The following is a 25,119-nucleotide window of genomic DNA, read 5'->3' on the forward strand; positions in this document are numbered from 1 at the left end:
GGTCGGTCGTGGTGGTCAGGAGGTGGGCAGGAAGACCCGCATGGTCGCGGCGCCCCGCTCGGCCCACCGGTGGTACGGCACGAGGGGGAGGTCGAACGCGGCACCCGGCCGCACCACCGCCGGGCGGGCGCCGAACGGGGGCAGGCCGGACCCGCGCGGCGGCGCGGCGTCGGCCCTCGCCCGCACGAGCGCACCGTCGCCGTGGTGCCGGAGGCCCTGGCCGGGGTCGACCCGCACGTCGTCGAGGGCGACGCCCTCGGGCAGGTCGGTCGACTCGAGGCAGAGCACGAGGGGTCCGCGCTCCACCGCGACGGTGCCGCGCACGGCGTCGATCCTGGGGTCCGGCCACGTGGCGCGCGGCTGCACGGGCAGGCGCAGCAGCAACTCGTCGCCCCCGGCGAGGGCGTCCACGTCGACCCAGCCAGGCGCGACCTCACGGGTGCCCGTGCCGGGGAGCGTGAGCTGCGCGCCTCCTGCCCACGACGGCACGCGCAGGCGGAGCGCGCTGCCCTCGGGCGCCGCGACGACCACGACGCGCACGTCGCCGTCGTCGGGGTAGCTCGTCGTCACGCGGAGGTGCAGCTCGCCCGCCCCGAGGGCGAGGCGGACGTCACCCGTGGCGTACTGCAGCAGCACGCCCGTGCGGTCGCCGTCGACCGCGGCGGTCGTCGTGTGCCACGAGGCCAGGGTCCGCGCGACGTTCGTCGGGCAGCAGGAGACGTCGAACCAGGGGGCCCGGACACCGCCCTCGGCGCGCGCGTTGACGGCGTCGGGCAGCACGTCGCCACCGGCCACCCGCTGCTGCAGGGGGTTGGCGTAGAAGAACGCCGTGCCGTCGGCGCTCGGGGACGTGGCCAGCACGTTGTACGAGGTACGCTCGATGAGGTCGACGTACTCGACCCGGCCCGTGGCGAGGTAGAGCCGCCACGACACCATGTTCGAGGCGATGCCGGCGCAGGTCTCGCAGTAGGCGCGGTCCGGCGGCAGCTCCCAGTCGTCGCCGAAGCCCTCGTCCTGGTGCCGTGACCCCATGCCGCCCGTGATGTAGGTGCGACGCTCCACGCTGTGTCGCCACTGGCCCTCGAGCGCGGCGAGCAGCTCGTCGTCGCCACCGTCGACGGCGACGTCGACCGCGCCGGCGGCGAGGTAGAGCGCGCGCACCGCGTGGCCGTGCCACGCCTCGGTCTCGCGCACCGGCACGTCGTCCTGGAAGTAGGCCGGCCCGAGCAGGGCGATCGGGTCGAGGGTCCCGTGCCCGCGCCGCTCGACGAAGAGCTCCGCCTGCACCCGGTAGCGCTCGTCGCCCGTGGCGCGCGCCAGCTCGGCAAGGGCCACCTCGATCTCCGGGTGTCCGCAGACGCCGTCGCGGCCGTCCGCCCCGAACTCGCGGACGACGTGGTCCGCGACCCGTCGCCCGAGGGCGGTGAAGCGGTCCTCGCCGGTCGTTCGGAGGCGCGCGACGGCGGCCTGCACCAGGTGGCCCGAGCAGTAGAGCTCGTGGCCGGCGGAGAGGTCCGTGTACCGCCCGGCGCGACCGGGGTGCCCGTAGCAGGTGTTGAGGTAGCCGTCGGGGTCCTCGGCGGGCAGCACCCGGTCCACGAGGGCCTCGAAGAGGGCGTCGGCGGCAGGGTCGCCCGTGCGGCCGTGCTCCCAGGCGAGCGCCTCGAGCAGCTTGTACACCTCGGAGTCGGAGAACTGCCACCCGGGTCGGTCGGGACCGGTCGTGCCCGCGGCGACGCGGTCGAAGTTCTCGATCCAGCCGAGGCGCTCCATCCAGTCGGCGCAGTGCTGCAGGGTCGCCGCCGCGTTCCGGTCCTGGAGCGTGCCCCAGAAGCCGCCGTCGAGCGTCACCTCGCCGAGGCCCGCGCCGCGGAGGGCGCCCGCTGCCGGCTCGACGGGGCGCGCGGTGCGCGCCCGCTCGCTGGGACCCGCGCCGTCGGCGGGGGCAGGGGGCGTGGTGGTCGTGTCGAGGGTCACTGGTCCGTCTCCGTCACTTGACCGAGCCGGCCGTCACGCCCGCGGCGACGTAGCGCTGCGCGAGGACGAGGAGGACGGCGGCGGGCACGGACGCCACCACGGCGGTGGCCATGATCGCGTTCCACTGGGTCGTGTTGTTGCCGATGTACTGGTAGATGCCGAGGGTGATCGGGATCAGGTCGCCGTTCCGGTTCAGGGTCGAGGCGAAGATGAAGTCCGACCAGGCCCAGAGGAACGCGAAGAGCGACACGGTGATCGTGCTGTTGCGGCTCACCGGCAGCACGACCGAGACGAACGTGCCCCAGGCGCCCGCCCCGTCGACCCGGGCCGCCTGCAGCAGCTCGCGCGGGATCCCGGCCATGAAGGCGGTGTAGAGCAGCACGCCGAACGGCACCGCGATGGTGCTGTCGGCGATGATGAGCCCCGGCAGCGTGTTGAGCAGGCCGAGCCGCACGTAGATGGCGTAGAAGCCCATGGCCATGACGACCGCGGGGATCATCTGGGCCACGATGAGCAGGAAGTTCAGCGCGCGCCCGCCCCTCAGGTTCAGGAGCGCCAGGGCGTAGCCCGCCGGTGCGGCGATGACCACCGTCAGCAGCACGGTGCCGAGGCCGATGACCAGGCTCGTGCCGAGCGCGGGCAGCTGGTTCGCCAGCACGGTCCGGTAGCCCTCGAGGGTCGGCGCCCACGGGGCCCAGTGGGGCGGCGACGCCCGGAGGTCGCCGGTCTGCGTGAGCGAGACGTTCACCATCCAGTAGACGGGGAACAGCATGATCGCGGTGAAGAGGAGGCCGAGGCCGGTCCTCCACCAAGAGCGCTGGGCGGGCATCACGCCTCCTGTCGTCGTTGGAGCTGGATGTGGAGCAGGCCGCACACGAGCGCGATGAGGATCAGCACGTTGCCGACGGCCGCGGCGGGCGAGAAGTCGGGGCGTCCCGTGCCGAAGGCCTCGCTGTACGACCAGACGGCGAGCGTCGTCGTGGCGTCGCCCGGGCCTCCCGTGGTCATGATCCAGATCACGTCGACGACCTTGAGCGTGTAGATCAGGCCGAGCAGGAGCGTGATCGCCGAGACCGGGCGCAGCAGCGGGAACGTGATGCTCCAGAACTGGCGCCAGGGGCCGGCGCCGTCGAGCGACGACGCCTCGTAGACCTCGTCGGGGATGTTCTGCAGCCCCGAGTAGAGGATCACCAGGTTGAACGGGATCCCGAGCCAGATGTTCGCGATCGTCACCGACAGCAGCGCGGTGTCCGGCGAGGTGAGCCAGTTGACCTGGCCCGCTCCGAACGCGCCGAGCACCGAGTTGACGATGCCGTTCTCGCTGTTGAGCATCCACGACCAGGTCGAGGCCGACACGATGAGCGGCAGCAGCCACGGCACGAGGAACAGGGCGCGGAGGAGGCCGCTCAGCCGGAACGACGACCGGAAGAACACGGCGAGCGCGAGGCCGAGCGTGAACTGCACGGCGATCGAGCCGAGCGTGAAGACCGCCGTGTTCGCCAGGGCGGTGCCGAACAGCGGCGACGACACGACGTCGACGTAGTTGTCGAGTCCCACGAAGTCCGCGTCGCCGGTGACGAAGGCGCGGATCGTGTAGTCGTGCGTGCTGAGGTCGAGGTTGCGCAGCAACGGGTAGGCGTAGAAGACCGCCAGGTAGGTCAGCAGCGGGGCCGCGAACCCGACGGCGGCCCACTGGCTGCCGTTCGGTCCGCGTCGGCGGCGCGGCGGTCCGGCCGGGGCGGGCGAGCTGTCGCCCGCCCCGGCTCGGTCACCGCGACGCGTCCCCGCGTCGGCGAGGGTCGTCGTCATGGTCGTCCTCCGGTGGTGCTGGTGCTGGTGGTGGTGCAGGGGTGGTGCTCGGCGGGGTCAGCCGAGCTCGGACTCGACCTGGTCCTGCGCGGTCTCCAGGGCCTCCTGCGGGGACGCGATGCCCGAGAGGGCGCGCTGCACGGCGGTCCAGAGCGCCTCGGAGACGACCGGGTAGTCGGTGCCGAGGTCGTCGCTCGTGCGGCCCTTGGCCTCCCGGACGGCCGAGACCCAGGTCTCGAGGTCGGGGTGCTCCTCGACCAGCGCCTCCTGGCCCTCCTCGGTCGGCGGCACGTAGTAGGCGAACGTGTTCGCCGTCTCGACGAAGCCCTCGGGGGTCGTCATGCACTCGACGATCTCGCGGGTGACGTCGTAGCGCGCGTCGTCGTCCTGCACGGGCGCGACGATGAACTCGCCGCCGGTCGGGGCCGGTGCCACGCCGCCCGACTCGGCGGGGATCTCGACGTAGCCGGTCTCGAAGCCGGCCTCGGCCGCGCTGTTCACCTGCCAGGTGCCGTTCTCGACGAAGCCGAAGCCGCCCGTGAGGAACTCCTCCCAGGTGGTGTTCTGCGAGTTGTTGATCACGGTGTTGGGGGCCAGACCACGGTCGACCCAGTCCTTCCAGAGCGTGAGGGCCGCGACGGCCTTCGGCGAGTCCAGCTCGTCGAGGTCGGCGCCCGCGCCCCAGAACCAGGGCAGGAACTGGAACGACCCCTCCTCGGTGCCGATGCCGGCGAAGGTGATGCCGCGGGCACCGGAGGCGTCGATCGCCTCGAGGGCGGTGGTGAGGCTCGCCCAGTCCGTGACGGAGGCGGGGTCGACGCCCGCCGCCTCGAGCACGTCCGCGTTGTAGTACAGCGCCAGGGTGTTGGCACCGATGGGGATCCCGAAGGTGTCCCCGTCGAGCTGACCCGCCGCGAGGAGGTTCTCGTCGACCTCGGAGACGTCGAGGCCGAGCTCGTCGACGGTGCTGAGGATCCCCGCCTCCGCGAGCGTCGACACGGCCGGGTTGTCGAGCAGGATCACGTCGGGCGAGCTGCCCTCCTGCGCGGCGAGGAGCGCCTGGTTCGTCAGCGCCGTCGTGTCGTAGGCCGTGCGCTGGATCTCGACGCCGGCCTCGGTGCCGCAGGCCTCGACGCGGTTCGCCCAGTCGGAGCCGGCCTCGTGCTGGGGGTACGGGTCCCACCACGTGTAGGTGCCGCTGGCGGCCTCGCCGCCCCCGTCGGCCGAGCCGCCGGAGCAGCCGGCCAGGAGGCCGATCGAGAGGAGGCCGGCTGCGGCGGCCAGGGCGGGCTTGCGGGTGGAGCGGATCATGCTGTTCCTCCTTGAACAACGCCGGCGGGACGCCGACTGCGGTGCGGGTGGTGCGGGACGGTGCGGTGCGGGTGGTGCGGTGCGGGTGGTGCGGTCAGGGGGTCAGGGCGCTGTGGCGCGAGGGCGCGCCGTGCTGCCGCGGTCGACGATCTCGGGGTCGAGGAGCTGCACGAGGGCGGGCTCGTCGGGGTCGAGGTCGCCCTCGATGCGGCGCACGAGCTGGCGGACGGCCATGCTGCCCAGCCGGTCGGGCGCGCTCTCGATCGAGGTGTACGGCAGCGAGAAGGTCCGCGCGAACTCGTCGGAGTAGCGACCGAGCACCGAGAGGTCGCCGGGGCTGGTGAGGCCGCGCGCGTGCAGCACGGTCGGCAGCGCCGCCGCGGCGGCCTCGTTGTTGACGAGCAGGCCCGTGGCGTGGGGGTGGGCGTCGAGGAGGCCCGCGAGGACGCGGCCGACGTCGGGCTGCGACGACGGCGCGAACGAGGCGTGCAGGCGGATGCCGTGCGCCTCGGCGGCATCGAGGGCCGCGTTGCGGAGGCGCCAGACGTAGGCGCCGCCGCGGTCGACGACGTGCTCGGGCTGCGAGACGAGCACGAGCTCGCGGTGGCCGAGCTGATGGAGGTGGTCGACCATGGCGCGTCCGGCGGCCTCGAAGTCGAGGTCGAAGACGTCGACCCCGCGGCAGTCGCGGGGCAGGCCGACGAGCGCGCCGGGCTGGCGCGCGTCACGGAGGATGTCGAGGCGGGGGTCGTCCTCGGCGACGTTGAGCAGGACGATGCCGTCCACCATGCGCGAGTCGCTGATGCGGCGGAGCGCGCCCGTGCCGTCGGAATCGGTGACGAGCAGGATGTCGTAGCCGAGCTCGCGGGCCGTGTTCGAGACGCCGAGCATGTACTGGAGCATCGCGGGTGCGAACTCGTCCTCCAGGAACTGCGCCAGGAGGCCGATCACCTTGGTCTGCGAGGTGGCGAGCGACCGCGCACCGGCGTTCGGCGTGTAGTCGAGGCTCGCGGCCACGGCCGCGACCCGCTCGCGCACGCCCGCCGAGATGGAGCGCTTGCCGGACAGCGCGTAGGACGCGGTGCTGCGGGACACCCCCGCTTCGCGGGCGACGTCGGCGATCGTGACCATCTCGTTCTCCTTCGAACCGGTTCGACGATTCGAACCGGTTCGACGTTACAACGCGTGCCGCGAGGAGCGCAAGGGTGAGGTGCGGGTGATCCGTGGAGCGCCAGGCCGGACCCCGGCCCGTAGGCTCTCGGGACCGTCCCCGAGGAGATCCGTGTCCCCTGCCCTGTCCCGCCGCCGCCTCGCCCTGTTCGCGCTGTTCTTCGTGCCGGGCTCCTCGATCGCCTCCTGGGTGACCCGCACGCCGGCGATCCGCGACCTCCTGGGGGCGTCGACGGCGCAGATGGGACTCGTGCTCTTCGGCCTGTCCGTCGGGTCGATGGTCGGCATCCTGTCCTCCGGGCCGCTCGTGGCCCGGTTCAGCACCCGGCCGGTCATGCTCTCGGGGATCTCCCTCGTCGTCCTGAGCATGCCGACCGTCGGCCTGGGCGCCGCGGCCTCGAGCAGCGTCGTGGCCACCGCCGGCCTGGCCCTGTTCGGCCTGGGCATGGGCGGCGCCGAGGTCGCCATGAACGTCGACGGCGCCGACCTCGAGACGCTCATCGGACGATCGGTCCTGCCGTCCCTGCACGGCTCCTTCAGCCTCGGGACCGTCGTCGGGGCCGTCGCCGGGATCGTCGCCACGGCGACCGCGTTCCCGGTGGTCTGGCACCTCCTGCTCGTCGGCGGGGTCGCGGCGGTCGTCGTGCCGCTCGCCGTCCGGCACGTCCCCTCCGGCGTGGGGCGCGCAGAGCCCGCAGGGCAGGCGACCCCCGGAGCCGCGCCCCTCGCGTCGGCCCGCCCGGCCCGCGTGTGGACGGACGGCAGGCTCCTGCTGATCGGCGTGGTCGTGCTCGCCATGGCGATGGCGGAGGGGACCGCGAACGACTGGCTGCCCCTGGTCATGGTCGACGGGCACGGCGTCGACCCCGCCCTCGGCTCGGCGGTCTTCGCGATCTTCGCCGCCGCGATGACCGTCGGGCGCTTCGCCGGCGGACGGTTCGTCGAACGGTACGGCCGCGCGGCCGTGCTCACCGTCTGCGCCGTGGCCTCCACCGTCGGGACGGCGCTCGTGATCTTCCCCGACAGCCAGGTCGGCGCCGGCGCCGGGGTCCTGCTGTGGGGCCTCGGGACGAGCCTCGGGTTCCCGGTCGCCCTCTCCGCCGCCGGCGACTCCGGCCCGCGCCCCGCCGCCCGGGTCTCGTTCGTGGCGACCCTGGGCTACGTGGCGTTCCTCGTCGGGCCGCCCGTCCTCGGCCTCGTCGGGGAGCACTCCTCGCTCCGCACCGCGTTGATCCTGCCGATGGTCCTCGTCGCCGTCGCGGTCGTCGTGGCGCCGAGCCTGCGCGGGCGGCCGGTGGCGGAGCCGGTCTCGTCCTGAGCGGACGCGGGGCACCCTCGCTCCCGGGCCCGACCGGTCTGCGTAACGTGGGCGCATGCCCGTGACGCGCACGAACCGCCTGCTCTCCGTCGCCGCCGTGCTCCTCGCGGCCGGATCCCTCTCGGCCTGCACGTCCGACGGTGCCGGCGGACCGTCCGGCACGCCCGGCTCGCACGAGACCTCGGCCCCGCCCGAGCCCGGGGCCCTCTCCGACGAGGCACGGGCGGACCGGGACTCCCTGCCGATCGACGTCGACGAGATCCCCGACTGGGCCGCGGGTGCGCTCCCCCGATCGGACGGCCAGGGGCCCGTGCTCGCGCAGAGCGGCTGGCTCGCCGAGAGCACCTCGACGGACGTCAGCCTCACGGCCGTGGACCGCCCCGCGGGCCCCTACGCCGTGGACGTGGCCTGCCTGGGCGACGGGACCGTCACCGTCCGGCTCGACCCGCCCGCGGACCCCGCCTCCCCGGGCGCCCCCGACGCGACCTGCTCGGCCGGCAGCATCAGCTTCGAGTACGACAGCGCCCCCGCGGGGCCCACGGTCCTCCTCGGGCTCGAGGGCGGCCCGACGGCCTACGCCGTGTCCGTCACCCCCGTGCCCGACCCCGAGGGCTGACGACGGCGAGCCGCGCTACGGCTGGACCGGGTCGCTCCACGACGGGAAGGCCTCGTGGTCCCCGGGCACCGACTCCGCGGGGAACGGGGTGACGTCCCGCTCGCCGATCGCCAGCCGCAGCTCCCCCGAGTCGTTCGTCCAGAAGGGCTCGCTGTACACGCTCACCGTGCACTGCCCGTTGGGGCGCACGGTGTACGTGACCCACCAGCCGTCACCGCTGTCGGCCCGGGCCTCGTGGTTGCGTCCGACCTCCCGGACGGACGACTCCCACCCCTTCTCGTCGAAGTGCTCGATCATCGGATCGAGGTCGGCTCGGGTCCCCGTCACGCCCTCGGCCGCGATGTTCCGACCGGCCTGGAAGAAGTAGCTGTTCGCCTCGTCGGCGCCCTCGAGCGGCGCACCGAACGCGTTCGCGCCTCCCATGACGGGGAGCACGTCCCCGCCGACCCAGGTCCACGGGCCGTCGGAGATCCGGACCTGCGCCTCCTCGAGCAGGCCCTGCATCTCGTCGTAGCGCTCGGACGCCAGGCCGAACTCGTCCTCCAGGGACAGGTCCGCGACCTCCGCCCGCGTCATCCCGGCGGCGTCCCGCGCGTCCTGTCCCACCATGTCGTCTCCGTCCTCCGCGCTCGCAGCGCACCCTGTCGTCACGAGCACCAGGAGCGTCGCCACGAGTGCGGCGACGTGGTGCCAGCGTGTGTTCCTGTCGTCGTTCATCGGCCCGGTCTCCCTGTCGCCACGATCTGCGAGATGGTCTGGAGCGTGGTCGAGCCCGCCGAGAGGTACCCGTACTGGTCGGAGCCGGCCTCGGCGAACATGTCGTGCTTCGTCACGGCCTCGGTGCCCGGGCCGTCCTCGGCCGAGAACACCTGCACCCCGTCGACGTCGAGCGGGTCCGTCCGGGTGACGCGCCCGAGCACCAGGCCCAAGGGCGCGAGGCCGTCGCCCTCGGCGCGCGTCGCGTAGACCTCGTCGGCCTGGAGGTCGGCGACCGTCGCCTCGTTCGTCAGCCCCACGGACCCGTACGAGATGAACGAGTCCACGCGGTGCTGGGTCAGCAGCAGGGCCTCCGACGTGGTCGTCGAACCGTACGAGTGGGCCATCACGGTGACGGAGCCAGCCGGGTCGTCGACCCTGCTCTCGTGCAGGCCGTCCAGGAACGACGCCAGCTCGGCGGCCCCCGACGACGCGCGGGCGGACGACGCCACCTCCAGGGGGTCGGGCGAGTTGTAGCCCATCCACGAGACGACGGCGTAGGAACCCTCCGGGTCCTCCCCCTCCGCGGCGCGGATCAGCTGGTCCGCTGCCGTGACGGCCGTGTTCATCTCCCCCACGTTCGAGTTCATCCCCGGGACGTTGACGGTGACGTTCGACGCCGCGTCGACGTCCCCCAGCGAGATCGCGGCCACCACCGCCCCGTCGTGCACGCCGAAGCCGAGCAGCTGGGCGACGCCGGGGCTCCCGTCGTGCCCGGGCAGCTCGCTCGCCGTGAGGTCGGCCTGCTCCACCGCGTCCTGGAGGGCCCTGACCTGCTCCCCGAAGTCGCGCTCCGCCAGCGGGCCGTCCGGGGCGACCCCCATCAGCTGCGCGACCCCCTCAGGATCCGCGACGGCCGCAGCGAGGACGGCTCGCGACGCGACGTCGCGCGTGGCCGCGGGGATGCCGTCGAGGTTCGCCACGAGGTACTGGGCAGCGAGCGGCAGGCCCTCGACGTAGGCCGCGGACTGCGGCAGCGATGCCCAGGCCGCGGCGACCTCGGCAGGGGTGAGGCCGGGCTGGAGCAGCGCGGTCAACGCCGGCGAGGCGGCGGTGACGGCCACCCCGTCCAGCCGCACGTCGGGGAGGGACCCGCCGCCCGCCGCTTCGAACGCTGCCGCGATCCCCTCGATCCAGGTGGCGTCCAGGGCGTTCTCCGCCATGAGGGTGTCGAGGCTCGCGATCGCCGTGGCCGACTCGATGGGCACCCAGGAGCACGCCGAGACGAAGCCCGTCCACGCGTTCTTCATCTGGATCACGTGCTGGGCCGTGCTGAGGTCGGCAGCCCGGCTGATCCCGACGAAGGTCCGCAGCAGGTCCGGGTCCGCGGACGACGTCCCTCCGGACGCGCCGCCGCGGGTGCGGTCGCGCTCGCGCGCACGATGGGCGACCGAGAGAGGGGTCGGCGCGATTGGGACCTCGGACGGCCGGCGGTCGACGAGCCCCGAAGCGAACGCCGAGGCCTCCTGGAGCACGTCGCCCGAGGCCCGCTGCCGTTCACGCTCGGCCTCTCGAGTCGTCCAGGCAGCCAGGTCGGCGAGGCGTCGGCGTTCGTCGGCGGCCTGTCGTCGGGCCTCGCCGACGGCGGCCGTCAGGTCGGTGAGCACGCCGGTCAGCGAGAGGGTGTCCTCGGAACGGATGCTGGCGGCGTGCGTGAAGAGGGTCGCGTACGCGCCCCGGAAGTCGATCACCACGGCCTCGACCGCGAAGCGGTTCGTGGCCGCCTGCTGACCCAGGTCGCTCGAGGCCCCCTCGGCCGCGGCGAGGAGGGCCTGTGCCGCCCCGTCGTCGAACTCGATCGTCGTCATGCCCACCACACCCCCGCGTGAACCAGCTCGTCCGTGCCCCTGAAGCTACACCCCTCCTCCTCGTGCACGTGGGACGGGAGAGCACGTGGGACGGGAGAGCACGAACGACGAAGGGCCCGGTCGACGACCGGGCCCTTCGTGCTGCTGTGCGCCTGGAGGGACTCGAACCCCCAACCTTCTGATCCGTAGTCAGATGCTCTATCCGTTGAGCTACAGGCGCAGTTTTCGGCCTCGCGGCCGGGGACCACAGTACACGACCGCGGGCCCCGGTGCGAATCGGGGGCGACGGGCGCCGCCGGGGCGGCCCCGCGCCTCCTGACCGGGCTCAGTTCGGGCTGCGCTGGCCCTCGTTCTGGTCGCGACGCTCGCCGAGGAGGCGGTCGACGTCGGCCGCGTCGGCGTAGTGGTCGCTGCTCGACTCGGGCACGCCCGTGTCGCGCGAACCGACGCCGGCGGGCTCGTTGCCGCGGTCCTGCACGTCGCCGCTCGAGACGGGGGCGCTGTCGACGCGGTCGGCCCGCTCCTCGGTCGGCGCGGGCGCCGGCTCCGCCGTGCCGTGGTTCTCGCTGACCTCGATGGTGTCCTCGCGCCGGGCGCGGTCGCCGAACTCGGAGTCCTCGTCGGTGACGCCGCCGTGCTGCTTCGGGTCGCTGAAGTCGGCGGTGCCGGGATCGGTGCTGTCGGTGCTCATGGAGCCTCCTGGTGTCGAGGGGTGACGATGCCCCACTCTGCTCCGTGACCGCCGCGTCGGCACCCAGGCATCGCGCAGGAGTCGCGCCCCGCCCGGCCAGGACGTCCCTAGGCGGTTGCCAGGGGCCGTGTCGTTGAATTGTCGGGTGACCGCCACCACCGCCCTCCCCCAGGCCACGGCTGCCGTGCGCCGCCGGGTCGCCGGTCGGTGGCTGCTGCTCACGCTGGGCTCGCTCGCGGTGCTCGTCGGCGTCTACGTGGTCGCGGTGCTCACGGCCACGGGGCAGTCGGTGGAGGACGGCATCCTGCGCAGCGTCGACGGGTCGATCCTGCTGCGCTCCGGCGTCGCCCTCGACGCGATCTCGGTGCCCGTGCTGGCGACGGCCCTCGCCGCCCTCGTGCTCGTGGCCCTGCTCCGCGGTCGCCCCGGGGCCGCCGTGCAGACCTTCGTCATCGTCGCCGGGTCCACGGTCACGACGCAGCTGCTCAAGCTGCTCGCCCCCCGCCCCGAGCTCACCGGCGAGCTCTACGGCAACAGCTTCCCGAGCGGCCACACGACCATCGCCGTCGCCCTGCTCTTCGCGATCATGACCGCCTTCGGCCGCCACGTGCGCCCGCTCTTCTTCGTGCTCGGCACGGTCTTCGCGGCGCTCGTCGCCGAGCAGACCGTCGCCTACGGCTGGCACCGCGCGAGCGACGTCGTCGGCGCCTGCGCGGTCGCGCTCGCCTGGCTCGGCATCACCCGGTGCGTCGCGTCGCGCTGGGCGCACGACCCGCACGGCGGCGGGCTCATGGGGCGTCGGGCCTACGCCGTCACCTCGACGCTCGTGGGCGCGGCCGTCGTGCTCTGCCTGACGATCTCGGGCGCGGTCTGGGGGGTCGGCATCGGCATGGCGATGGACGTCTCGTCGTCGGGCGACGGCGTGCTCACCGGGGCACGCCTGGCGGCCGCGGGCGTCGTGCTCATCACCGCCTGGGTGGCCTGGAAGCTCGACGGCCGACGCTGACGGCGCCTGCCGCCGCGACACCCCGAGGACCCGCCTGCACCCCGGCTCTCGTCCTGGGGTGCGGGCGGGTCCCTGGGGTGCGACGGACGGGCAGGGCGCGCCGGCCTCAGCTGAAGGCGCCGTCCTCGTCGAGCGAGGGCTCCTCCGGTCCGGCGACCGTGAACTCGTGCACGTTCGTCTCGCGCACCTCGGCCTGCTCCTCGTCGGCGGGGCCGTCGCCGCGGAAGTCGTCGCGGTGCTCCTCCGAGACCCAGCGCTCGAGCACGTTGACGCGGCGCGGGTCGACGAGGTCGGCGGAGAGCGCGTAGTCGAGGCAGCCGGGAGCGTCCCTGGCGCGCTCGACGTCGGCCGCGAGGGCGGCGAGGTGGTCGTCGCGGCGCTCGGCGTCGACGAGGAGGTGGCCGGACACGATGATCATGCGGCCATCCAACGCCCGGTGGCCGCGCGAGGCCCGACCGCGCCGCGGGGCCCAGGAGGCGAGGCCCGCCAGGTGCAGGAGGCGCGCCCGATCAGGCGGGACCGGTCCCGAAGAGCAGGCCCAGCGCGTACGTCACGGCCGCGGCACCGAAGCCGATGCCGAGCTGGCGCAGCGCGCGCCGCAGCGGGGACGCCCCGGAGAGCAGCCCGACGACCGCTCCGGTGCCGAGCAGGGCGAGCCCCACGAGCACGGCCGCGAGCACGACGGCGGTCGTGCCGCTGAGGCCGAAGAGCCAGGGCAGCACCGCGATAATCGCGCCCGAGGCGAAGAAGCAGAAGCTCGACGAGGCGGCCCCGAGGCCCGTGCCGATCGCCTCGTGCTCGTCGGCCGCCGACGGGGCGGCGGGGGACGGGGTGGCCGGGGCCGCAGCGGGGTCCGGGGCGGCGGGGTCCGCGGCGGGCGCACCGCGCGTGCCCTCGGAGGGCGCGCCTCCTGCCCCGCTCGCCGCGCCGGGTGCGGCCCCCACGGGAACGGCGCCGGCAGCCGGTGCGGCGAAGGGTGCGGTGACCGGGCGGACCGCGGCCAGGACGGTCCTCGCCCGCTCGGCCGCGGCCTCCTGCGTCATGCCCCTGGCCCGGTAGACGAGCGCGAGCTCGTTGGCGTCGACGTCGAGGTGCGGCAGCACGCTGCGCGCCTCGGGGTCGGGGGTGGAGGCGTCGAGGAGCTCCCGCTGCGAGCGCACCGAGACGTACTCGCCCGCGCCCATGGAGAGGGCCCCGGCGAGGAGGCCGGAGAGCCCGGTGAGCAGCACGATCGACGGCGCGGCCCCGGCGGCGCTGATGCCGATGACGAGGGCGAGGTTGCTCACGAGGCCGTCGTTGGCGCCGAACACGGCCGCGCGGAAGGTGCCCGACAGGCGCTGCCGACCCCGCGCCGCGAGTCCACGGACGACCTCGGCGTGGATGCGCTCGTCGGCCGCCATCGCCTCGGTCGCGTCGACGTCGTCCGTGTACGGCGAGCGCGACTCGGCGCTCTGCACGAGCGCGAGCACGAAGATCGAGCCGAAGCGGCGGGCCAGGAGGCCGAGCACGCGCGTCCGGAGGTCGGTGCGGGCCGGGCGCCCCAGGTCGTCGCCGAGCAGGGCCGTCCAGTGGGCGGCGTGACGCGCCTCGGCGTCGGCCAGGGCGAGGAGGATCTCACGCTCCTCGCCGGTGCGGCGCCGGGCGAGGTCGCGGTAGGTGGCCTCCTCGGCGCGCTCGTCGGCGAGGTGGCGGCGCCAGCGGCGGAGGGTGGCGGGCGTGCGCGGCGCGGTCGTGCCGGTGCCGTGCTCGCGCGGGGTGCGGTCCATGGCGCCAGTGTGCCGCGTGCGCGGGGGCCACGGTGGCCCAGTGCCGGACGCGACGCGGGCCGCCGTGCTGCACGGCCACCTCGTCGCGGCACGTTCGCGACACCGCGGCACGTTCCTCGGTGCCGCGGTGTCGCCGACGTGCCGCGGTGCCGCTCCCGGCGCCGCGGGCGGCCCCGGGCCGCCGCGGGCCGACGGACGCGGGGTAGCGTCGGCCCGTGCCGTCCTCGTCGAGCCCGCCCGCGCCTCCTGCGCCCCGCAGCCTCGGCGTCGACCTCGCCTGGGGCGAGGGCACGGCCGCCCGGCCTCCCGCCGAGACGGGCCTCGTGGTGCTCGACGCCGACGGCTCGGTGCTCGACGCCGGCTGGGCGCGGGGACTCGACGCGGTGCACGCGTGGATCACCGCCTGGGTCGTCCCGGGCAGCGTCGTCGCGGTGGACGCGCCCCTGCTGCTGCCGAACGCGACGGGCATGCGCCCCGGCGAGCGCGAGGTCGGCCGCGGCTACGGTCGCTGGCACGTGTCGGCGAACGCGTCGAACGCCGGGATGCGCTGGCAGGCCGGCAGGAGGCTCCGGGAGCGCCTCGAGCAGGACGGCCTCGCCTACGACGACGGCCTCGCCCCGCACCCGTCGGGCACGACGACGCTCTTCGAGTGCTACCCCTACACGACGCTCGTCGGCACCGAGGAGCTCGGCTACGACGACCGCCGCCCCCGCTACAAGCGCCCCGACCGGTCCCTGCCGCTCGCCGAGCGCCGTGCCGCACGGGCCGTCGCGTGCGACGACCTCCTGGCCCGCCTCGGTCGGCTCGACGCGGCGACGCCGCCCCTGCGGCTCGCCTCGCACCCGGTCACCCGCGCCCTGCTCGACGAGCCCTCGCCGCTCGTCGACCGCGCCTACAAGCACCGCGAGGACCTCCTCGACGCCGCCGTCGCCGCCTGGACCGCCGCCCTCCGCCGCGACGCCCCCGAGCGCCTGCAGGTGCTGGGCGCCGCGAGCGACCCCGTGCAGGAGGCGCACGGCCGTCGGGCGACGATCCTCGCCCCCGCGCGCCCCGAGCAGCGCACCTCCGGCGCCCCCTCCCCCATGCCCCTCGCCTGACCGCCGCGGGTGGCGCCGCGGACTCCCGCCCGCGGCCCTGCTCCCGTTCCCGTTCCCGCCGCCGCCGCCGCCGCCGTCGCACGACGGTGGACTCCTCGCGACGCGGTGGGAACGTCCGCACCGCGGTACGAGGAAGGCGCCGTCGTACGACGGGCCGCGGCCGACGCGCGGCCCGAGCCACCGCGCCCGCCCGCTGTGCCACGCTGGGAGCCATGACCGCCCCGCACCCCTTCAGCGTCCGCTCCACGACGGAGGACGACTGGCGCGAGGTCCGCTCCCTCCGGCTCGAGGCCCTCGCCGACACCCCGCTCGCATTCGGGGAGCACCTCGCCGACGCCGAGCAGCACGGCGAGGCCGCCTGGCGCGAGCGCGGCGGGCGGGGCACGCGGCACCAGAGCGCCCTCTTCACGGCGATCGACGACGCCACCGGCCGCTGGGTCGGGACGATGGGCGGGTTCCTGCACGCTCCGGGGCACCCGCTGCTCGTCGGGGTCTACGTCACGCCCGACCGGCGCGGCAGCCGTGCGGGCGTCACCGACGCCCTGCTCGACGCCGTCGAGGAGTGGGCGGTCACCTGGGGCGACGAGCTCCACCTCGAGGTGCACTCCCAGAACCCCCGGGCCGTCGCCTACTACCGGCGCCGCGGCTACGAGCCGACCGGGCGCACGCAGCGCTACGTGCTCGACCCCGAGCAGACCGAGCTCGAGATGAAGCGGCGCCTGCGCTGAGGCCGTCGTGCCGCCCGGCCCCGGGCCGCGGGGCCCGACGGCGCGGACCCCGTCGAGCGCAGGAGGCGCGGGCGGCGCAGGAGGCGCAGGAGGCGCAGGAGGCGCAGCCAGCCTGACCGGGACCTGCGCATCCGGGCGCTCCCGGCGCGTTCCGCCTAGCGTCGGTCGTGGTCGGAAGCGCCTCGAAGGACGTTTCCGCTGGCTGGGACCGGTCTGCGGTTCCCTGCCCGTGAAGCTCTACCGCGGACCGGCCGGCCACAGGGCCACGGCACCCCCGGGTGCCGTGGCCCGTTCACGTCCCCCCGCACGCCTCGGCGACGGCGTCGCGGGTCAGCTCCCGTCGACGTACCGCCAGCGGCCGTCGACCCGCGTGAAGCGGCTGGTCTCGCGCTGCACGCCCGCGCCGTCGGGCCCGCGGTGGTGCGCCGCGAAGGCGACGGTGCCCTCGCGGTCGAACGGTCCGCCGCGCTCGGTGGCGAGCACGTCGAGGCGGTACCAGCGCAGCTCGGGGTCGAGCTCGAGCTCGGCCGGGCGCGTGGACGGGTGCCAGGAGGTCAGCAGGTACCCGGCGTCGCCGACCGCGAACGCCGAGAACCGCGAGCGCATGAGCCGCTCGGCCGTCGGAGCCTCGGCCGTGCCGGCGTGCAGCGGACCGCAGCAGGCACCGTAGGACTCACCGCTCAGGCAGGGGCAGCGGGCGTCGGGGGCGAGGTCGCGGGTCACGCGTCCATGCTGCCGCACGTACCCGCCGACCGGGCCACCGCCTCCTGCCCGGCCCGACCTCGCCCTGCCCTGCCCTGCCCGACCTCGCCCTGCCCGGCTGCCACCTCCTGCCCTGCCCTGCCCTCTCCTCGAGGGTGTCCACGACACGCGGAGCCGCTCGCTCCGACCCCACCGATCGTGGACGCCGTTCCGCGGAGGGTGTCCACGATCTGCCGGACCACCGAGCGACGCTCCGCGTGTCGTGGACAGTCTCGGGGCGGGCGGGGGCAGGGCCAGCGGGCAGCAGGGCGGCAGGGCGGCGGGCAGCAGGGCAGCAGGGCGGCGGGCGGCAGGGCAGCCCGGCAGCCCTGCCGCCCGGCAGCCCGGCCGATCAGCGCTCGCCCGAGATGTTCACCATCCAGCCGATCCCGTAGCGGTCGGTGAACATGCCGAACTCGTCGCCCCACGGGGCGCGCTCGAGCGGCTGGGGCACCTCGCCGCCCTCCGAGAGCCCGGCGAAGCGGCGGCGGAGCTGCTCCGCCTCCGAGGCGTCGCCGAAGAGCGACACCGTGATGCGGCGCCCCTCGTCGAACCCCAGGAAGCTCGGGACGTCCGATCCCTGCAGCACGAGCCCGTCCTCGGTGACGAGCTGCCCGTGCATGATGCCGTCGGCGTCGTCCTCACCGCCGACGCCGAACTCGCCGAACGTCGACAGCGCGACCTCGCCGCCGAGCACGGACCGGTAGAACTCGAGGGCCTCGCGCGCCTGGGCGCGGAAGCTGAGGTACGGGCTGAGCGTGGCCATGGTCGGTCCCTCCTCGCCGCACGTCGCCGCGCGGCACGGTCGCACCGCGCCGGGTGCGCGGCCTCGGCACGAGCATGGACCGGCAGGAGGCCCGGCACCAGTCCCCCGCCGAGGTCGCCCCCGCCCCGCGCCTGGGTGCCGCACCGCCCGCCGCGCGTACGCTCGGCTCGTCGGGCCGGCACGGCTCGCCTCGGCCCTACGGGCCGGACCCACCGGCACCACCACCACCACCACACAGGGAGCACCATGCGCGTCGTCGTCGTCGGAGCCACGGGCAACCTGGGCACCGCGGTGCTCAGGCGGCTGCACGCCGAGCCGGCGGTCACCGCCGTCTCCGGGGTCGCCCGGCGCCTGCCCCGCACGGCCGACGCGCCCTACGGCGACGTCCAGTGGTTCCCCGTCGACATCGCCGGTCCCGACGCGCGGCGTCAGCTCGAGCACGTCTTCCGCGAGGCCGACGCCGTCGTGCACCTCGGCTGGGCGCTGCAGCCCAGCCACCACGACTCCGTCATGCACGCCGTGAACGTCGACGGCACGCGCGACGTCCTCCTGGCCGCTGCGGCCGCCGGCGTCCGCCAGGTCGTCGTCGCCTCGAGCGTCGGCACCTACAAGAGCGGCCCCAAGGGGCGCCGCGTCGACGAGCGCTGGAGCACCAAGGGCCTGCGCCGCTCCAGCTACTCGCGGCACAAGGCCGAGAACGAGCGCCTCATGACCGCCTTCGAGGCCGCGCACCCCGCCGTGACCGTGACGCGCCTCCGCCCGGGCCTGGTCTTCCAGGCGGCCGCGGCGAGCGAGATCGTCGGGCTGTTCCTCGGCCGCTGGGTGCCGACCCGCTGGATGCAGCACGTGGCCCCGCCGTTCCTGCCCCTGTCGCCGAGGTTCGTCTCGCAGGTCGTGCACGCCGACGACGTCGCCGACGCCGCCTGGCGCGCGATCGACCGCCGGGCAGGAGGCGCGTTCAACCTCGCCGCCGAGCCCCCCGTCGACAGCGCCGACATCGCGCGCGCGTTCCGGTCGCGCCTGCTCCCGGTGCCGTACCGCCTCCTGCGCCTCGTCGTGCAGGTGACCTGGCTGCTCCGTCTGCAGCCGACCGAACCGGGCTGGCTCGACATCGCGGCCAAGGTGCCGGTCATGTCGACCGACCGCGCCCGCGAGGTGCTCGGCTGGACCCCGAGCCGCACGTCGACCGAGGTGCTGGACGAGTTCGCCTCCGCCGTGGCACGGCGCACGGCCGTGCCCGGCTCGCCCCCGCTGCGCGGCTGACGCCGACGGGCCCTCCCGGGGTGGTGCGCGGCGCCTGCCGGGGGGGGCCGCGTCCGGGGGCCTTGCAGACCCCCGGGGGACCCGTGCAAGACTGGACGTGCCCTCGTCGTGGAGCGGCCACCCCCATCCACCACCAGCAGCAGCAGCGCTGCGGTGCGTGCGCCGCGTCACCCCGCGACCCCGGCCCCGCCGTCGTCACTGACGCCCTCGCGACGAGCGATCTCGTCGTGCGGTCGAGCGCCCGTCCGCGCGCTCGGAGGCACGCCCGTGCAGAACGCCCTCGAGACCCCGACCCGTCCCGCGCCCGACCGCGCCACCGAGCCGGCTCCCGGCTCCGCTCCCGGTCCCGGCCCCGCGGAGGGCAGCGCCCCTCGCCGACCCGAGCCGCACCCCGCCCCCGAGGTGCCCCACGTGCTGACCGCCCGCGCGGTCGGCGGCATCGTCGTGCTCGGCCTCGCGACCTTCTTCGCGATCACGACCGAGCTCATGCCCGTCGGCCTGCTGTCGACGATGAGCACCGACCTCGGCGTGAGCGAGGCGCGGATGGGCATCGTGGTCACGGTCTACGCCCTCGCCGTGGCGGTCCTCGCCCTGCCGCTGACCTTCGCGACCGCGCGGCTGCCGCGCAAGGCCGTGCTCGTCGCGACCCTCGTCGGCTACGCCGTGTCGAACCTCCTGGTGGCCACCGCGCCCAGCTTCGAGGTGCTCTGCGCCGGCCGCGTCGTCGGGGGCGTGGCGCACGCCCTCTTCTTCTCGGTGGCCTCGGCCTACGCGACCCGCATCGTGCCGCCGCGCCTGGCCGGGCGCGCCATCGCGTTCGTGTACTCGGGCAGCTCGCTCGGCTTCGTCGTGGGCGTGCCGCTCGCGACGACGGTCGGCGACCAGCTGGGCTGGCGCTCCGCGGCCGGGGCCGTCGCCGTCGCGACGGCCGGGCTCGCGCTCGTCGCGCTCGTCACCCTGCCCGCGGTCCGCGGTGAGGCCGGCCCGCACCTCGGCTCGGTGCGCTCCTGGGCGCGCACCGGCCTGCTCGCCGTCGTCGCCGCCGACCTGCTGCTCTTCGCGGGCCACTACGTCGTCTACACCTACATCGGCCCGTTCCTCGTCACGGCGGGGCTCGGCGAGGGCGCGACCGGTTCGGCCCTGCTCGTGCTGGGCGCGACGGGCATCGTCGGGCTGCTCCTCGCGGGCGCGTTCGTCGACCGGGCACCGCGCGTCACCCTGCTCGCCGCCGTGGGCACGATGGCCCTCGCCCTCGCAGCCCTGCCGTTCGTGCACGGCTCGCTCGTCGGCACCTTCGTCGTCGCCGGCGTCTGGATGGCCGCCAACGGCACGACGGGCACGCTCTTCATGGCGGCCGCGATCCGCACCGGCGGCGTGAGCCCCGAGATCGCCGGGGCCCTCGTCAACGGCGCCTCGAACGTGGGGATCGCGGGTGGTGCCGCGCTCGGCGCGCAGGTGCTGGGTGCGACCGAGCTGTCGAGCCTGCCCTTCGCCGCGGCCGTCGTCGTCGCGGTGGGCTTCGGCGTGGTGCTCGTCGCGCGCCGCGGGTTCCCGGCGCACGGCCACGCGCAGGCGACCCTCTCGACGTCGAACCTGCGCACCATCACCTCGGGGATCCAGGTCGTCACCTCGTCGATCCCCGTGGTGGGCACGCCCACCGGCTCGGTCCCGGTCCCGCGCGGCTGACCTCCTGTCGCGTCGTCAGGCGACACGTGTCTGCCATTTGTCCACGACCTTTTGACGAGCATCGACACAAGTGGGAGAGTGGGGCCAGGCACCACACGACCGAAGGAGTTCCACCGATGCCCTCCTCCCCCTCCGTCCAGCTCTACACGGTCCGAGACGCGATCTCGGCCGACCTGCAGGGCGCCGTCGCCCGCGTCGCCGAGATCGGCTTCACCCGGGTCGAGCCCTACGCGTTCGTCGAGCGTGCCGCCGAGTTCGAGGCCGCCTTCGCCGCCTCCGGCGTCACCGCCCCCTCGGGCCACGCCCCCGTCATCGACAGCGACGACCCCGCGCGCGCCTTCGACGCCGCCCGACAGCTGGGGATCGAGACGGTCATCGACCCGTTCATCCCCAGCGACCGCTGGCAGACCGCCGACGACGCCCACCGCATCGCCGACCGCGTCAACGAGCTCGCCGCGCAGGCCGCGGGCCACGGGCTCCGCTTCGGCTACCACAACCACCAGTGGGAGTTCGCGAACCAGGTCGACGGCCGCCCCGTCTACGAGCTCTTCGTGGAGCGCCTGTCGCCCGAGGTCGTGCTCGAGGTCGACACCTTCTGGTCGACGGTCGGCGGCCAGGACACCCCGGCACTGCTGCGCTCGCTCGGCGACCGCGTGCAGTTCATCCACGTGAAGGACGGCAAGATCGCCGGCGACATCGCCACCGCGCTGCCCAGCAGCGAGAGCGCCCTCGAGGTGCCGGAGGCCCTGGCCCGCGCCTTCAAGGACCAGACGCCCGCCGGTCAGGGCGACGTCGACGTCGCCGCGGTGCTCGCCGCCGCACCGCAGGCCCTCCGCGTGGTCGAGTTCGACGACTACGCGCACGACGTCTTCGACGGCATCGCGGCGTCGTTCGCCTGGCTGCAGGAGCACGACGCGTGAGCGGCGCCACTCGCGGCAGCGGCCCGGTCGGCGTCGGCGTCATCGGGGCGGGCGTCATCTCGACGACCTACCTCGAGCACATGACGAGCTTCCCCGACCTCGAGGTGCTCTTCGTCGCCGACCTCGAGCTCGACCGGGCGCGCAGCCAGGCCGAGGCCCACGGCGTGCCCCGCTGGGGCACGGTCGAGGAGCTCCTCGCGGTCGACGAGATCGAGATCGTCGTCAACCTCACGATCCCGGCGGCGCACGCCGAGGTCGGCCGTCAGGTCGTCGCGGCCGGCAAGCACGTGTGGAGCGAGAAGCCGCTCGCCCTGGACCACGCCTCCGGTGCGGACCTGCTCGAGGCGGCCCGCGCCTCCGGCCTGCAGGTCGCGTGCGCGCCCGACACGGTGCTCGGCGCCGGCATCCAGACCGCGATGCGGGCCATCGCCCGCGGCGACATCGGCGAGCCGCTCACGGCCACGACGCTGTTCCACGTGCCCGGTCCGGACGCCTGGCACCCGAGCCCGGAGTTCCTCTTCGCGCGCGGCGCGGGTCCCCTGTTCGACATGGGCCCGTACTACGTGACGACGCTCGTGCACGCGTTCGGTGCCGCGAGCAGCGTCTCGGCCGTGTCGTCGACGTCGCGCACGACGCGCACGATCGGCAGCGGCCCCAAGGCCGGCACCGAGTTCCCGGTCGAGGTGCCCACGCACCACGCCGCGCTCGTGTCGTTCGAGGGCGGCCAGTCGGCGCAGTCGACGTTCAGCTTCCAGAACGCGCTGCCCCGCATGGGCTTCGTCGAGATCAGCGGCACCGAGGGCACCATCGTGCTGCCCGACCCGAACATGTTCGACGGGTCGTCGCAGCTCTGGACCTTCGGCTCCGACGAGCCCACGACCCTCGAGGCCGTCGGGTCGACGCAGGGCCGCGGCTCGGGCGTGCTCGACCTCGCCCGGTCGATCCGTGGCGGCGACCCCGTGCGCGCGAGCGGCGAGCTCGCCGCTCACGTGCTCGACGTGCTGCTCGCGATCTCCGAGGCCGCCGAGACGCGCACCGTCGTCGACGTCGCCTCCACGGTCGCGAAGCCGACGCCGCTCGCCGAGGACTGGGACCCGACCGCCGCGACGCTCTGACGCCTCCGGCACCGCGTCGACGGCCCCGCACCCACCCGGGTGCGGGGCCGTCGTCGTCGGGGCGCGGCGCGCGGGGCCTGCCGCGGGCCCCGCCCGGGCCCAGGTCCCTGCCCCGGCCCCTGCCGTGCGCCCCTCGCCCCTGCTCCCCGGGCGAGTGCGTCGTCCCCGGTACGCCACGCACGCCCGCCCGCGACGCACCCGCCCGTCGGCGCGACCGCACCCCGCACCCCGCACCCCGCACCCGCCCGTGCCAGGCTCGTCCCGTGCCCGCCGACGCCGACCTGCTCGCCGACCTCCACGCCTGGGAGCCCTCGCGCGCCGAGCAGCGCGCCCTCCGCGACGACACCGTGGCCTTCGTCGAGGCGGCAGGAGGCGCCGCCTCCGACCGCGGGTCGGGCCCCGAGCACGTCACGGCGAGCTGCTTCGTGCTCACGCGCGACCTCGGACGGGTGCTGCTCTGCCTGCACCGCAAGGGCGGCTTCTGGGTGCAGCTCGGCGGCCACGTCGAGCCCGGCGACGCGTCGCTCGCCGACGCGGCGCTGCGCGAGGCGCGCGAGGAGGGCGGCATCGACGCGCTCGCGCCGCTGACCGCCCCGGCAGGAGGCGCGGCGATCGTCGACCTCGACCGTCACGCCCTCGCCGGGTCGTTCGGCCGCTGCCGGGTGCACCGCGACGTCGGGTTCGTGGCCTTCGCGGACGAGGGCGCCGTGCCGGCGGTGAGCGACGAGAGCGACGACGTGCGCTGGTTCGCCGTCGACGCGCTGCCGCAGGAGGTGCCGCCTGGCTTCGACGAGCGGCTCGCGGGGGCGATCGCGGAGGCCCGCCGCGTGCTCGACGCCCGCTGAGCCGGCGCGCGGGGACGCCCCGGGAAAGAGGAAGAGCCACCCCGGCCCGACTCCGGCGAGAGAGTGGACCGACATGGCTCGACCAGCGGAGACGGAGGGATTTGAACCCTCGGTCCCCTCAAAGGGGACTCCACCTTAGCAGGGTGGTGCACTCGGCCGGACTATGCGACGTCTCCATGTGCTACGGCCGGTGACCGGCACGCGTCCACCAGCATAGCGGATCGTGCCCGGCCGACGCGACCGCGACCTCCTGCGCTCGTCAGCTGCCGAACGCCGTCGAGCAGGTCTGGTCGGCGGCCGTCTGGCCCTCGAGCCCCGAGATGACCTCGGGGGGCGTGCCTGCGTCCGGCGTGGCCGGCCCGGTCGGCTCCGCCGACGCGTCGGGCGCGGCAGGGGCCTCGGAGGCGGGCGCCTCGGGCGCCTCGGCGGAGGGCTGCTCGCCCACACCGGCGCCGTCGCCCTCGCCCGGCGACGCGAGCTCCGCGCCGAGGCCCGTGCTCCCCTCGGCGAGCGTGAAGGGGCGGTCCTCGCGGATCGCGTCGAAGAGCTGCGTCGCGACGACCTCGTCGGGCTGCACCTTGCCCGCGTAGACGCCGTAGCCGTCGGTCGTGCCGGGGTACTGCACGAAGTTGACGGACTCGAGCGGCAGGTCGCGCAGCGCGAGCCCGATCTGCACCATGGTGTCGAGGTTCGTCAGGTTCGACGACAGCTGCATGTTGCTCGCCGCCGCGCGGGCCAGCGAGTAGAGCCTCGTCGGGTTGCTCAGGGTGTCGGCGCTCTTCATCGTGCGCAGCAGCGACGACAGGTAGACCTGCTGGCTGCTGATGCGCCCCAGGTCGGAGCCGTCGCCGACGCCGTGCCGGGTGCGGAGGAACGCCAGGGCGTCGGCGCCCGAGAGCACGCTCTCGCCGGCGGGGATGTCGAGACCCGTGTACCGGTCGCGGATGGGGGTCGCGGCGCACACGGGCACGCCGCCGACCGCGTTCGACATCTCGATGACCCCGTCGAACGAGATCATGCCGGCGAAGGGCACGTCGAGGCCCGTGAGCTCCGAGACGGTCGAGGCGACGCAGCTGAGCCCGCCGTACGACCAGGCCTCGTTGATGGGGCGGGCGGCCATGGCGTCGTGGTAGCCGGAGCCGTCCTCCTTCGCGCAGGCGGGGATCGGCACGACCATGTCGCGCGGGATGCTCACCGCGGTGGCGTTGGTGTGGTCCTCCGACACGTGCAGGAGGATGTTGACGTCGTTGAGCGTCGCGTCGCGCTGCCCGAACGCCCCGACGTCTTGCGACTCGTCGTTGTCCGTGCCCACGACGAGGATGTTGAACCCGCCCTCGTACTCCCCGATCGACGGCGGCGCCGACTCGGTCGTCGCGCCCTGAGCGGCCTGCAGCTCGACCCCGTCGCCGAGGTCGCTGCGCACCTGCCACGCGGCGATCGCGCCCAGCGAGGCGCCGCTGACGAGCACCACCGCGAGCGACGCCGCGACGACGCGCCCCACGGTGCCGACGGTGCGTCCGCGCCGAGACCGTCCGTGGCGGGCCCCGCCGACCGGGGGCGTGCCGGGGGCGACCGGGGCGTCGACGGCCTCGGCGCGCCTCCTGCGCGGGGACCGGCTCGACGTGGCCTCGGCCTCGCGGAGGGATCGGCGGGACGGCTCGCGGGGGTCGGTCACGCAGGTCCTCTCGGTCGTCGGCAGCGTCTCGCGCCTCGGCGGACCGGGACCCTGG

23 protein-coding genes and 2 tRNA genes are annotated in these 25,119 nt (G+C 74.9%); 10 read left to right on the forward strand and 15 right to left on the reverse strand.

Annotation, left to right across the window (positions count from 1 at the left end; all coding sequences use genetic code 11):
* Window positions 1-15: 15 nt before the first annotated feature.
* The 5 genes from ACYVHQ_RS12405 to ACYVHQ_RS12425 all read right to left on the reverse strand — a co-directional run bounded on the left by ACYVHQ_RS12405 (window position 16) and on the right by ACYVHQ_RS12425 (window position 6,228).
* A complete protein-coding gene (locus ACYVHQ_RS12405; RefSeq protein ID WP_460513484.1) occupies window positions 16-1,977 on the reverse strand; it encodes a glycoside hydrolase family 127 protein in 1,962 nt (653 codons plus the stop codon).
* A gap of 13 nt (window positions 1,978-1,990) precedes the next feature.
* The gene (locus ACYVHQ_RS12410; protein ID WP_460513486.1) at window positions 1,991-2,806 is read right to left on the reverse strand and encodes a carbohydrate ABC transporter permease; all 816 of its coding nucleotides are present in this window, start codon (window positions 2,804-2,806) and stop codon (window positions 1,991-1,993) included.
* Window positions 2,806-3,786 carry a carbohydrate ABC transporter permease gene (locus ACYVHQ_RS12415; protein WP_460513488.1) on the reverse strand — a complete coding sequence of 327 codons (981 nt, stop codon included), beginning with the start codon at window positions 3,784-3,786 and terminating at the stop codon, window positions 2,806-2,808. Before ACYVHQ_RS12415 ends, ACYVHQ_RS12410 begins: the two co-directional genes overlap by 1 nt.
* A 57-nt stretch (window positions 3,787-3,843) precedes the next feature.
* Window positions 3,844-5,097 (reverse strand): sugar ABC transporter substrate-binding protein, encoded by a 1,254-nt coding sequence (locus tag ACYVHQ_RS12420; RefSeq protein ID WP_460513490.1) that lies wholly within the window; start codon window positions 5,095-5,097, stop codon window positions 3,844-3,846.
* 102 nt (window positions 5,098-5,199) lie between these two features.
* Entirely contained in the window at window positions 5,200-6,228 is a 1,029-nt protein-coding gene (locus ACYVHQ_RS12425; protein ID WP_460513492.1) for a LacI family DNA-binding transcriptional regulator, read from the reverse strand.
* Between the two features lie 85 nt (window positions 6,229-6,313).
* Here ACYVHQ_RS12425 and ACYVHQ_RS12430 point away from each other — a divergent pair, with 85 nt between their 5' ends.
* Both ACYVHQ_RS12430 and ACYVHQ_RS12435 read left to right on the forward strand, forming a co-directional pair.
* Window positions 6,314-7,585: an MFS transporter gene (locus ACYVHQ_RS12430; protein ID WP_460513494.1), complete on the forward strand. Its 1,272-nt coding sequence runs from the start codon at window positions 6,314-6,316 to the stop codon at window positions 7,583-7,585.
* A 55-nt stretch (window positions 7,586-7,640) separates the two neighbouring features.
* The gene (locus tag ACYVHQ_RS12435) at window positions 7,641-8,201 is read left to right on the forward strand and encodes a hypothetical protein (protein WP_460513496.1); all 561 of its coding nucleotides are present in this window, start codon (window positions 7,641-7,643) and stop codon (window positions 8,199-8,201) included.
* 15 nt (window positions 8,202-8,216) lie between these two features.
* On the opposite strand, the gene ACYVHQ_RS12440 is transcribed toward ACYVHQ_RS12435, so the two are convergent.
* The 4 genes from ACYVHQ_RS12440 to ACYVHQ_RS12455 form a co-directional block, all read right to left on the reverse strand.
* Complete coding sequence (locus tag ACYVHQ_RS12440) at window positions 8,217-8,918, reverse strand: hypothetical protein (RefSeq protein ID WP_460513497.1); 702 nt, start codon at window positions 8,916-8,918, stop codon at window positions 8,217-8,219.
* A complete protein-coding gene (locus tag ACYVHQ_RS12445) occupies window positions 8,915-10,765 on the reverse strand; it encodes an alpha/beta hydrolase (protein WP_460513499.1) in 1,851 nt (616 codons plus the stop codon). The genes ACYVHQ_RS12440 and ACYVHQ_RS12445 overlap by 4 nt, the downstream gene beginning before the upstream one ends.
* Before the next feature lie 147 nt (window positions 10,766-10,912).
* Window positions 10,913-10,985: transfer RNA gene (locus ACYVHQ_RS12450), tRNA-Arg, on the reverse strand.
* 105 nt (window positions 10,986-11,090) lie between these two features.
* Window positions 11,091-11,456, reverse strand: a complete 366-nt coding sequence (locus ACYVHQ_RS12455) for a hypothetical protein (protein WP_460513501.1) — start codon at window positions 11,454-11,456, stop codon at window positions 11,091-11,093.
* A gap of 145 nt (window positions 11,457-11,601) precedes the next feature.
* Between ACYVHQ_RS12455 and ACYVHQ_RS12460 the strand changes: the two genes are divergently transcribed.
* The gene (locus ACYVHQ_RS12460; RefSeq protein ID WP_460513503.1) at window positions 11,602-12,462 is read left to right on the forward strand and encodes a phosphatase PAP2 family protein; all 861 of its coding nucleotides are present in this window, start codon (window positions 11,602-11,604) and stop codon (window positions 12,460-12,462) included.
* A gap of 106 nt (window positions 12,463-12,568) precedes the next feature.
* Here ACYVHQ_RS12460 and ACYVHQ_RS12465 read toward each other — a convergent pair whose 3' ends face one another.
* Window positions 12,569-12,880: a putative quinol monooxygenase gene (locus ACYVHQ_RS12465; RefSeq protein WP_460513505.1), complete on the reverse strand. Its 312-nt coding sequence runs from the start codon at window positions 12,878-12,880 to the stop codon at window positions 12,569-12,571.
* A 91-nt stretch (window positions 12,881-12,971) separates the two neighbouring features.
* Window positions 12,972-14,228 (reverse strand): VIT1/CCC1 transporter family protein, encoded by a 1,257-nt coding sequence (locus ACYVHQ_RS12470; RefSeq protein ID WP_460513507.1) that lies wholly within the window; start codon window positions 14,226-14,228, stop codon window positions 12,972-12,974.
* Between the two features lie 215 nt (window positions 14,229-14,443).
* Between ACYVHQ_RS12470 and ACYVHQ_RS12475 the strand changes: the two genes are divergently transcribed.
* Both ACYVHQ_RS12475 and ACYVHQ_RS12480 read left to right on the forward strand, forming a co-directional pair.
* Complete coding sequence (locus tag ACYVHQ_RS12475; protein ID WP_460513509.1) at window positions 14,444-15,325, forward strand: DUF429 domain-containing protein; 882 nt, start codon at window positions 14,444-14,446, stop codon at window positions 15,323-15,325.
* A 212-nt stretch (window positions 15,326-15,537) separates the two neighbouring features.
* Entirely contained in the window at window positions 15,538-16,053 is a 516-nt protein-coding gene (locus tag ACYVHQ_RS12480; RefSeq protein ID WP_460513511.1) for a GNAT family N-acetyltransferase, read from the forward strand.
* Between the two features lie 330 nt (window positions 16,054-16,383).
* Here ACYVHQ_RS12480 and ACYVHQ_RS12485 read toward each other — a convergent pair whose 3' ends face one another.
* Complete coding sequence (locus ACYVHQ_RS12485) at window positions 16,384-16,776, reverse strand: YchJ family protein (RefSeq protein WP_460513513.1); 393 nt, start codon at window positions 16,774-16,776, stop codon at window positions 16,384-16,386.
* 370 nt (window positions 16,777-17,146) lie between these two features.
* Complete coding sequence (locus ACYVHQ_RS12490) at window positions 17,147-17,560, reverse strand: VOC family protein (protein ID WP_460513514.1); 414 nt, start codon at window positions 17,558-17,560, stop codon at window positions 17,147-17,149.
* Between the two features lie 246 nt (window positions 17,561-17,806).
* Between ACYVHQ_RS12490 and ACYVHQ_RS12495 the strand changes: the two genes are divergently transcribed.
* The 5 genes from ACYVHQ_RS12495 (at window position 17,807) to ACYVHQ_RS12515 (ending at window position 23,389) form a co-directional block, all read left to right on the forward strand.
* Window positions 17,807-18,823 (forward strand): NAD-dependent epimerase/dehydratase family protein, encoded by a 1,017-nt coding sequence (locus ACYVHQ_RS12495; protein ID WP_460513516.1) that lies wholly within the window; start codon window positions 17,807-17,809, stop codon window positions 18,821-18,823.
* A gap of 267 nt (window positions 18,824-19,090) precedes the next feature.
* Complete coding sequence (locus tag ACYVHQ_RS12500; protein WP_460513518.1) at window positions 19,091-20,509, forward strand: MFS transporter; 1,419 nt, start codon at window positions 19,091-19,093, stop codon at window positions 20,507-20,509.
* Window positions 20,510-20,625: 116 nt separating this feature from the next.
* Window positions 20,626-21,429, forward strand: coding sequence for a sugar phosphate isomerase/epimerase family protein (locus tag ACYVHQ_RS12505; RefSeq protein WP_460513520.1), 804 nt, complete (start codon window positions 20,626-20,628; stop codon window positions 21,427-21,429).
* A complete protein-coding gene (locus ACYVHQ_RS12510; protein ID WP_460513522.1) occupies window positions 21,426-22,544 on the forward strand; it encodes a Gfo/Idh/MocA family protein in 1,119 nt (372 codons plus the stop codon). The genes ACYVHQ_RS12505 and ACYVHQ_RS12510 overlap by 4 nt, the downstream gene beginning before the upstream one ends.
* A gap of 263 nt (window positions 22,545-22,807) precedes the next feature.
* Window positions 22,808-23,389 carry an NUDIX hydrolase gene (locus ACYVHQ_RS12515; protein ID WP_460513524.1) on the forward strand — a complete coding sequence of 194 codons (582 nt, stop codon included), beginning with the start codon at window positions 22,808-22,810 and terminating at the stop codon, window positions 23,387-23,389.
* An 86-nt stretch (window positions 23,390-23,475) separates the two neighbouring features.
* Here ACYVHQ_RS12515 and ACYVHQ_RS12520 read toward each other — a convergent pair.
* Together ACYVHQ_RS12520 and ACYVHQ_RS12525 are read right to left on the reverse strand one after the other, a co-directional pair.
* Window positions 23,476-23,565, reverse strand: a tRNA-Ser gene (locus ACYVHQ_RS12520).
* A gap of 83 nt (window positions 23,566-23,648) precedes the next feature.
* The gene (locus ACYVHQ_RS12525; protein ID WP_460513525.1) at window positions 23,649-25,064 is read right to left on the reverse strand and encodes an LCP family protein; all 1,416 of its coding nucleotides are present in this window, start codon (window positions 25,062-25,064) and stop codon (window positions 23,649-23,651) included.
* Between the last annotated feature and the right edge of the window lie 55 nt (window positions 25,065-25,119).

It is taken from the genome of Frigoribacterium salinisoli, assembly GCF_054781095.1.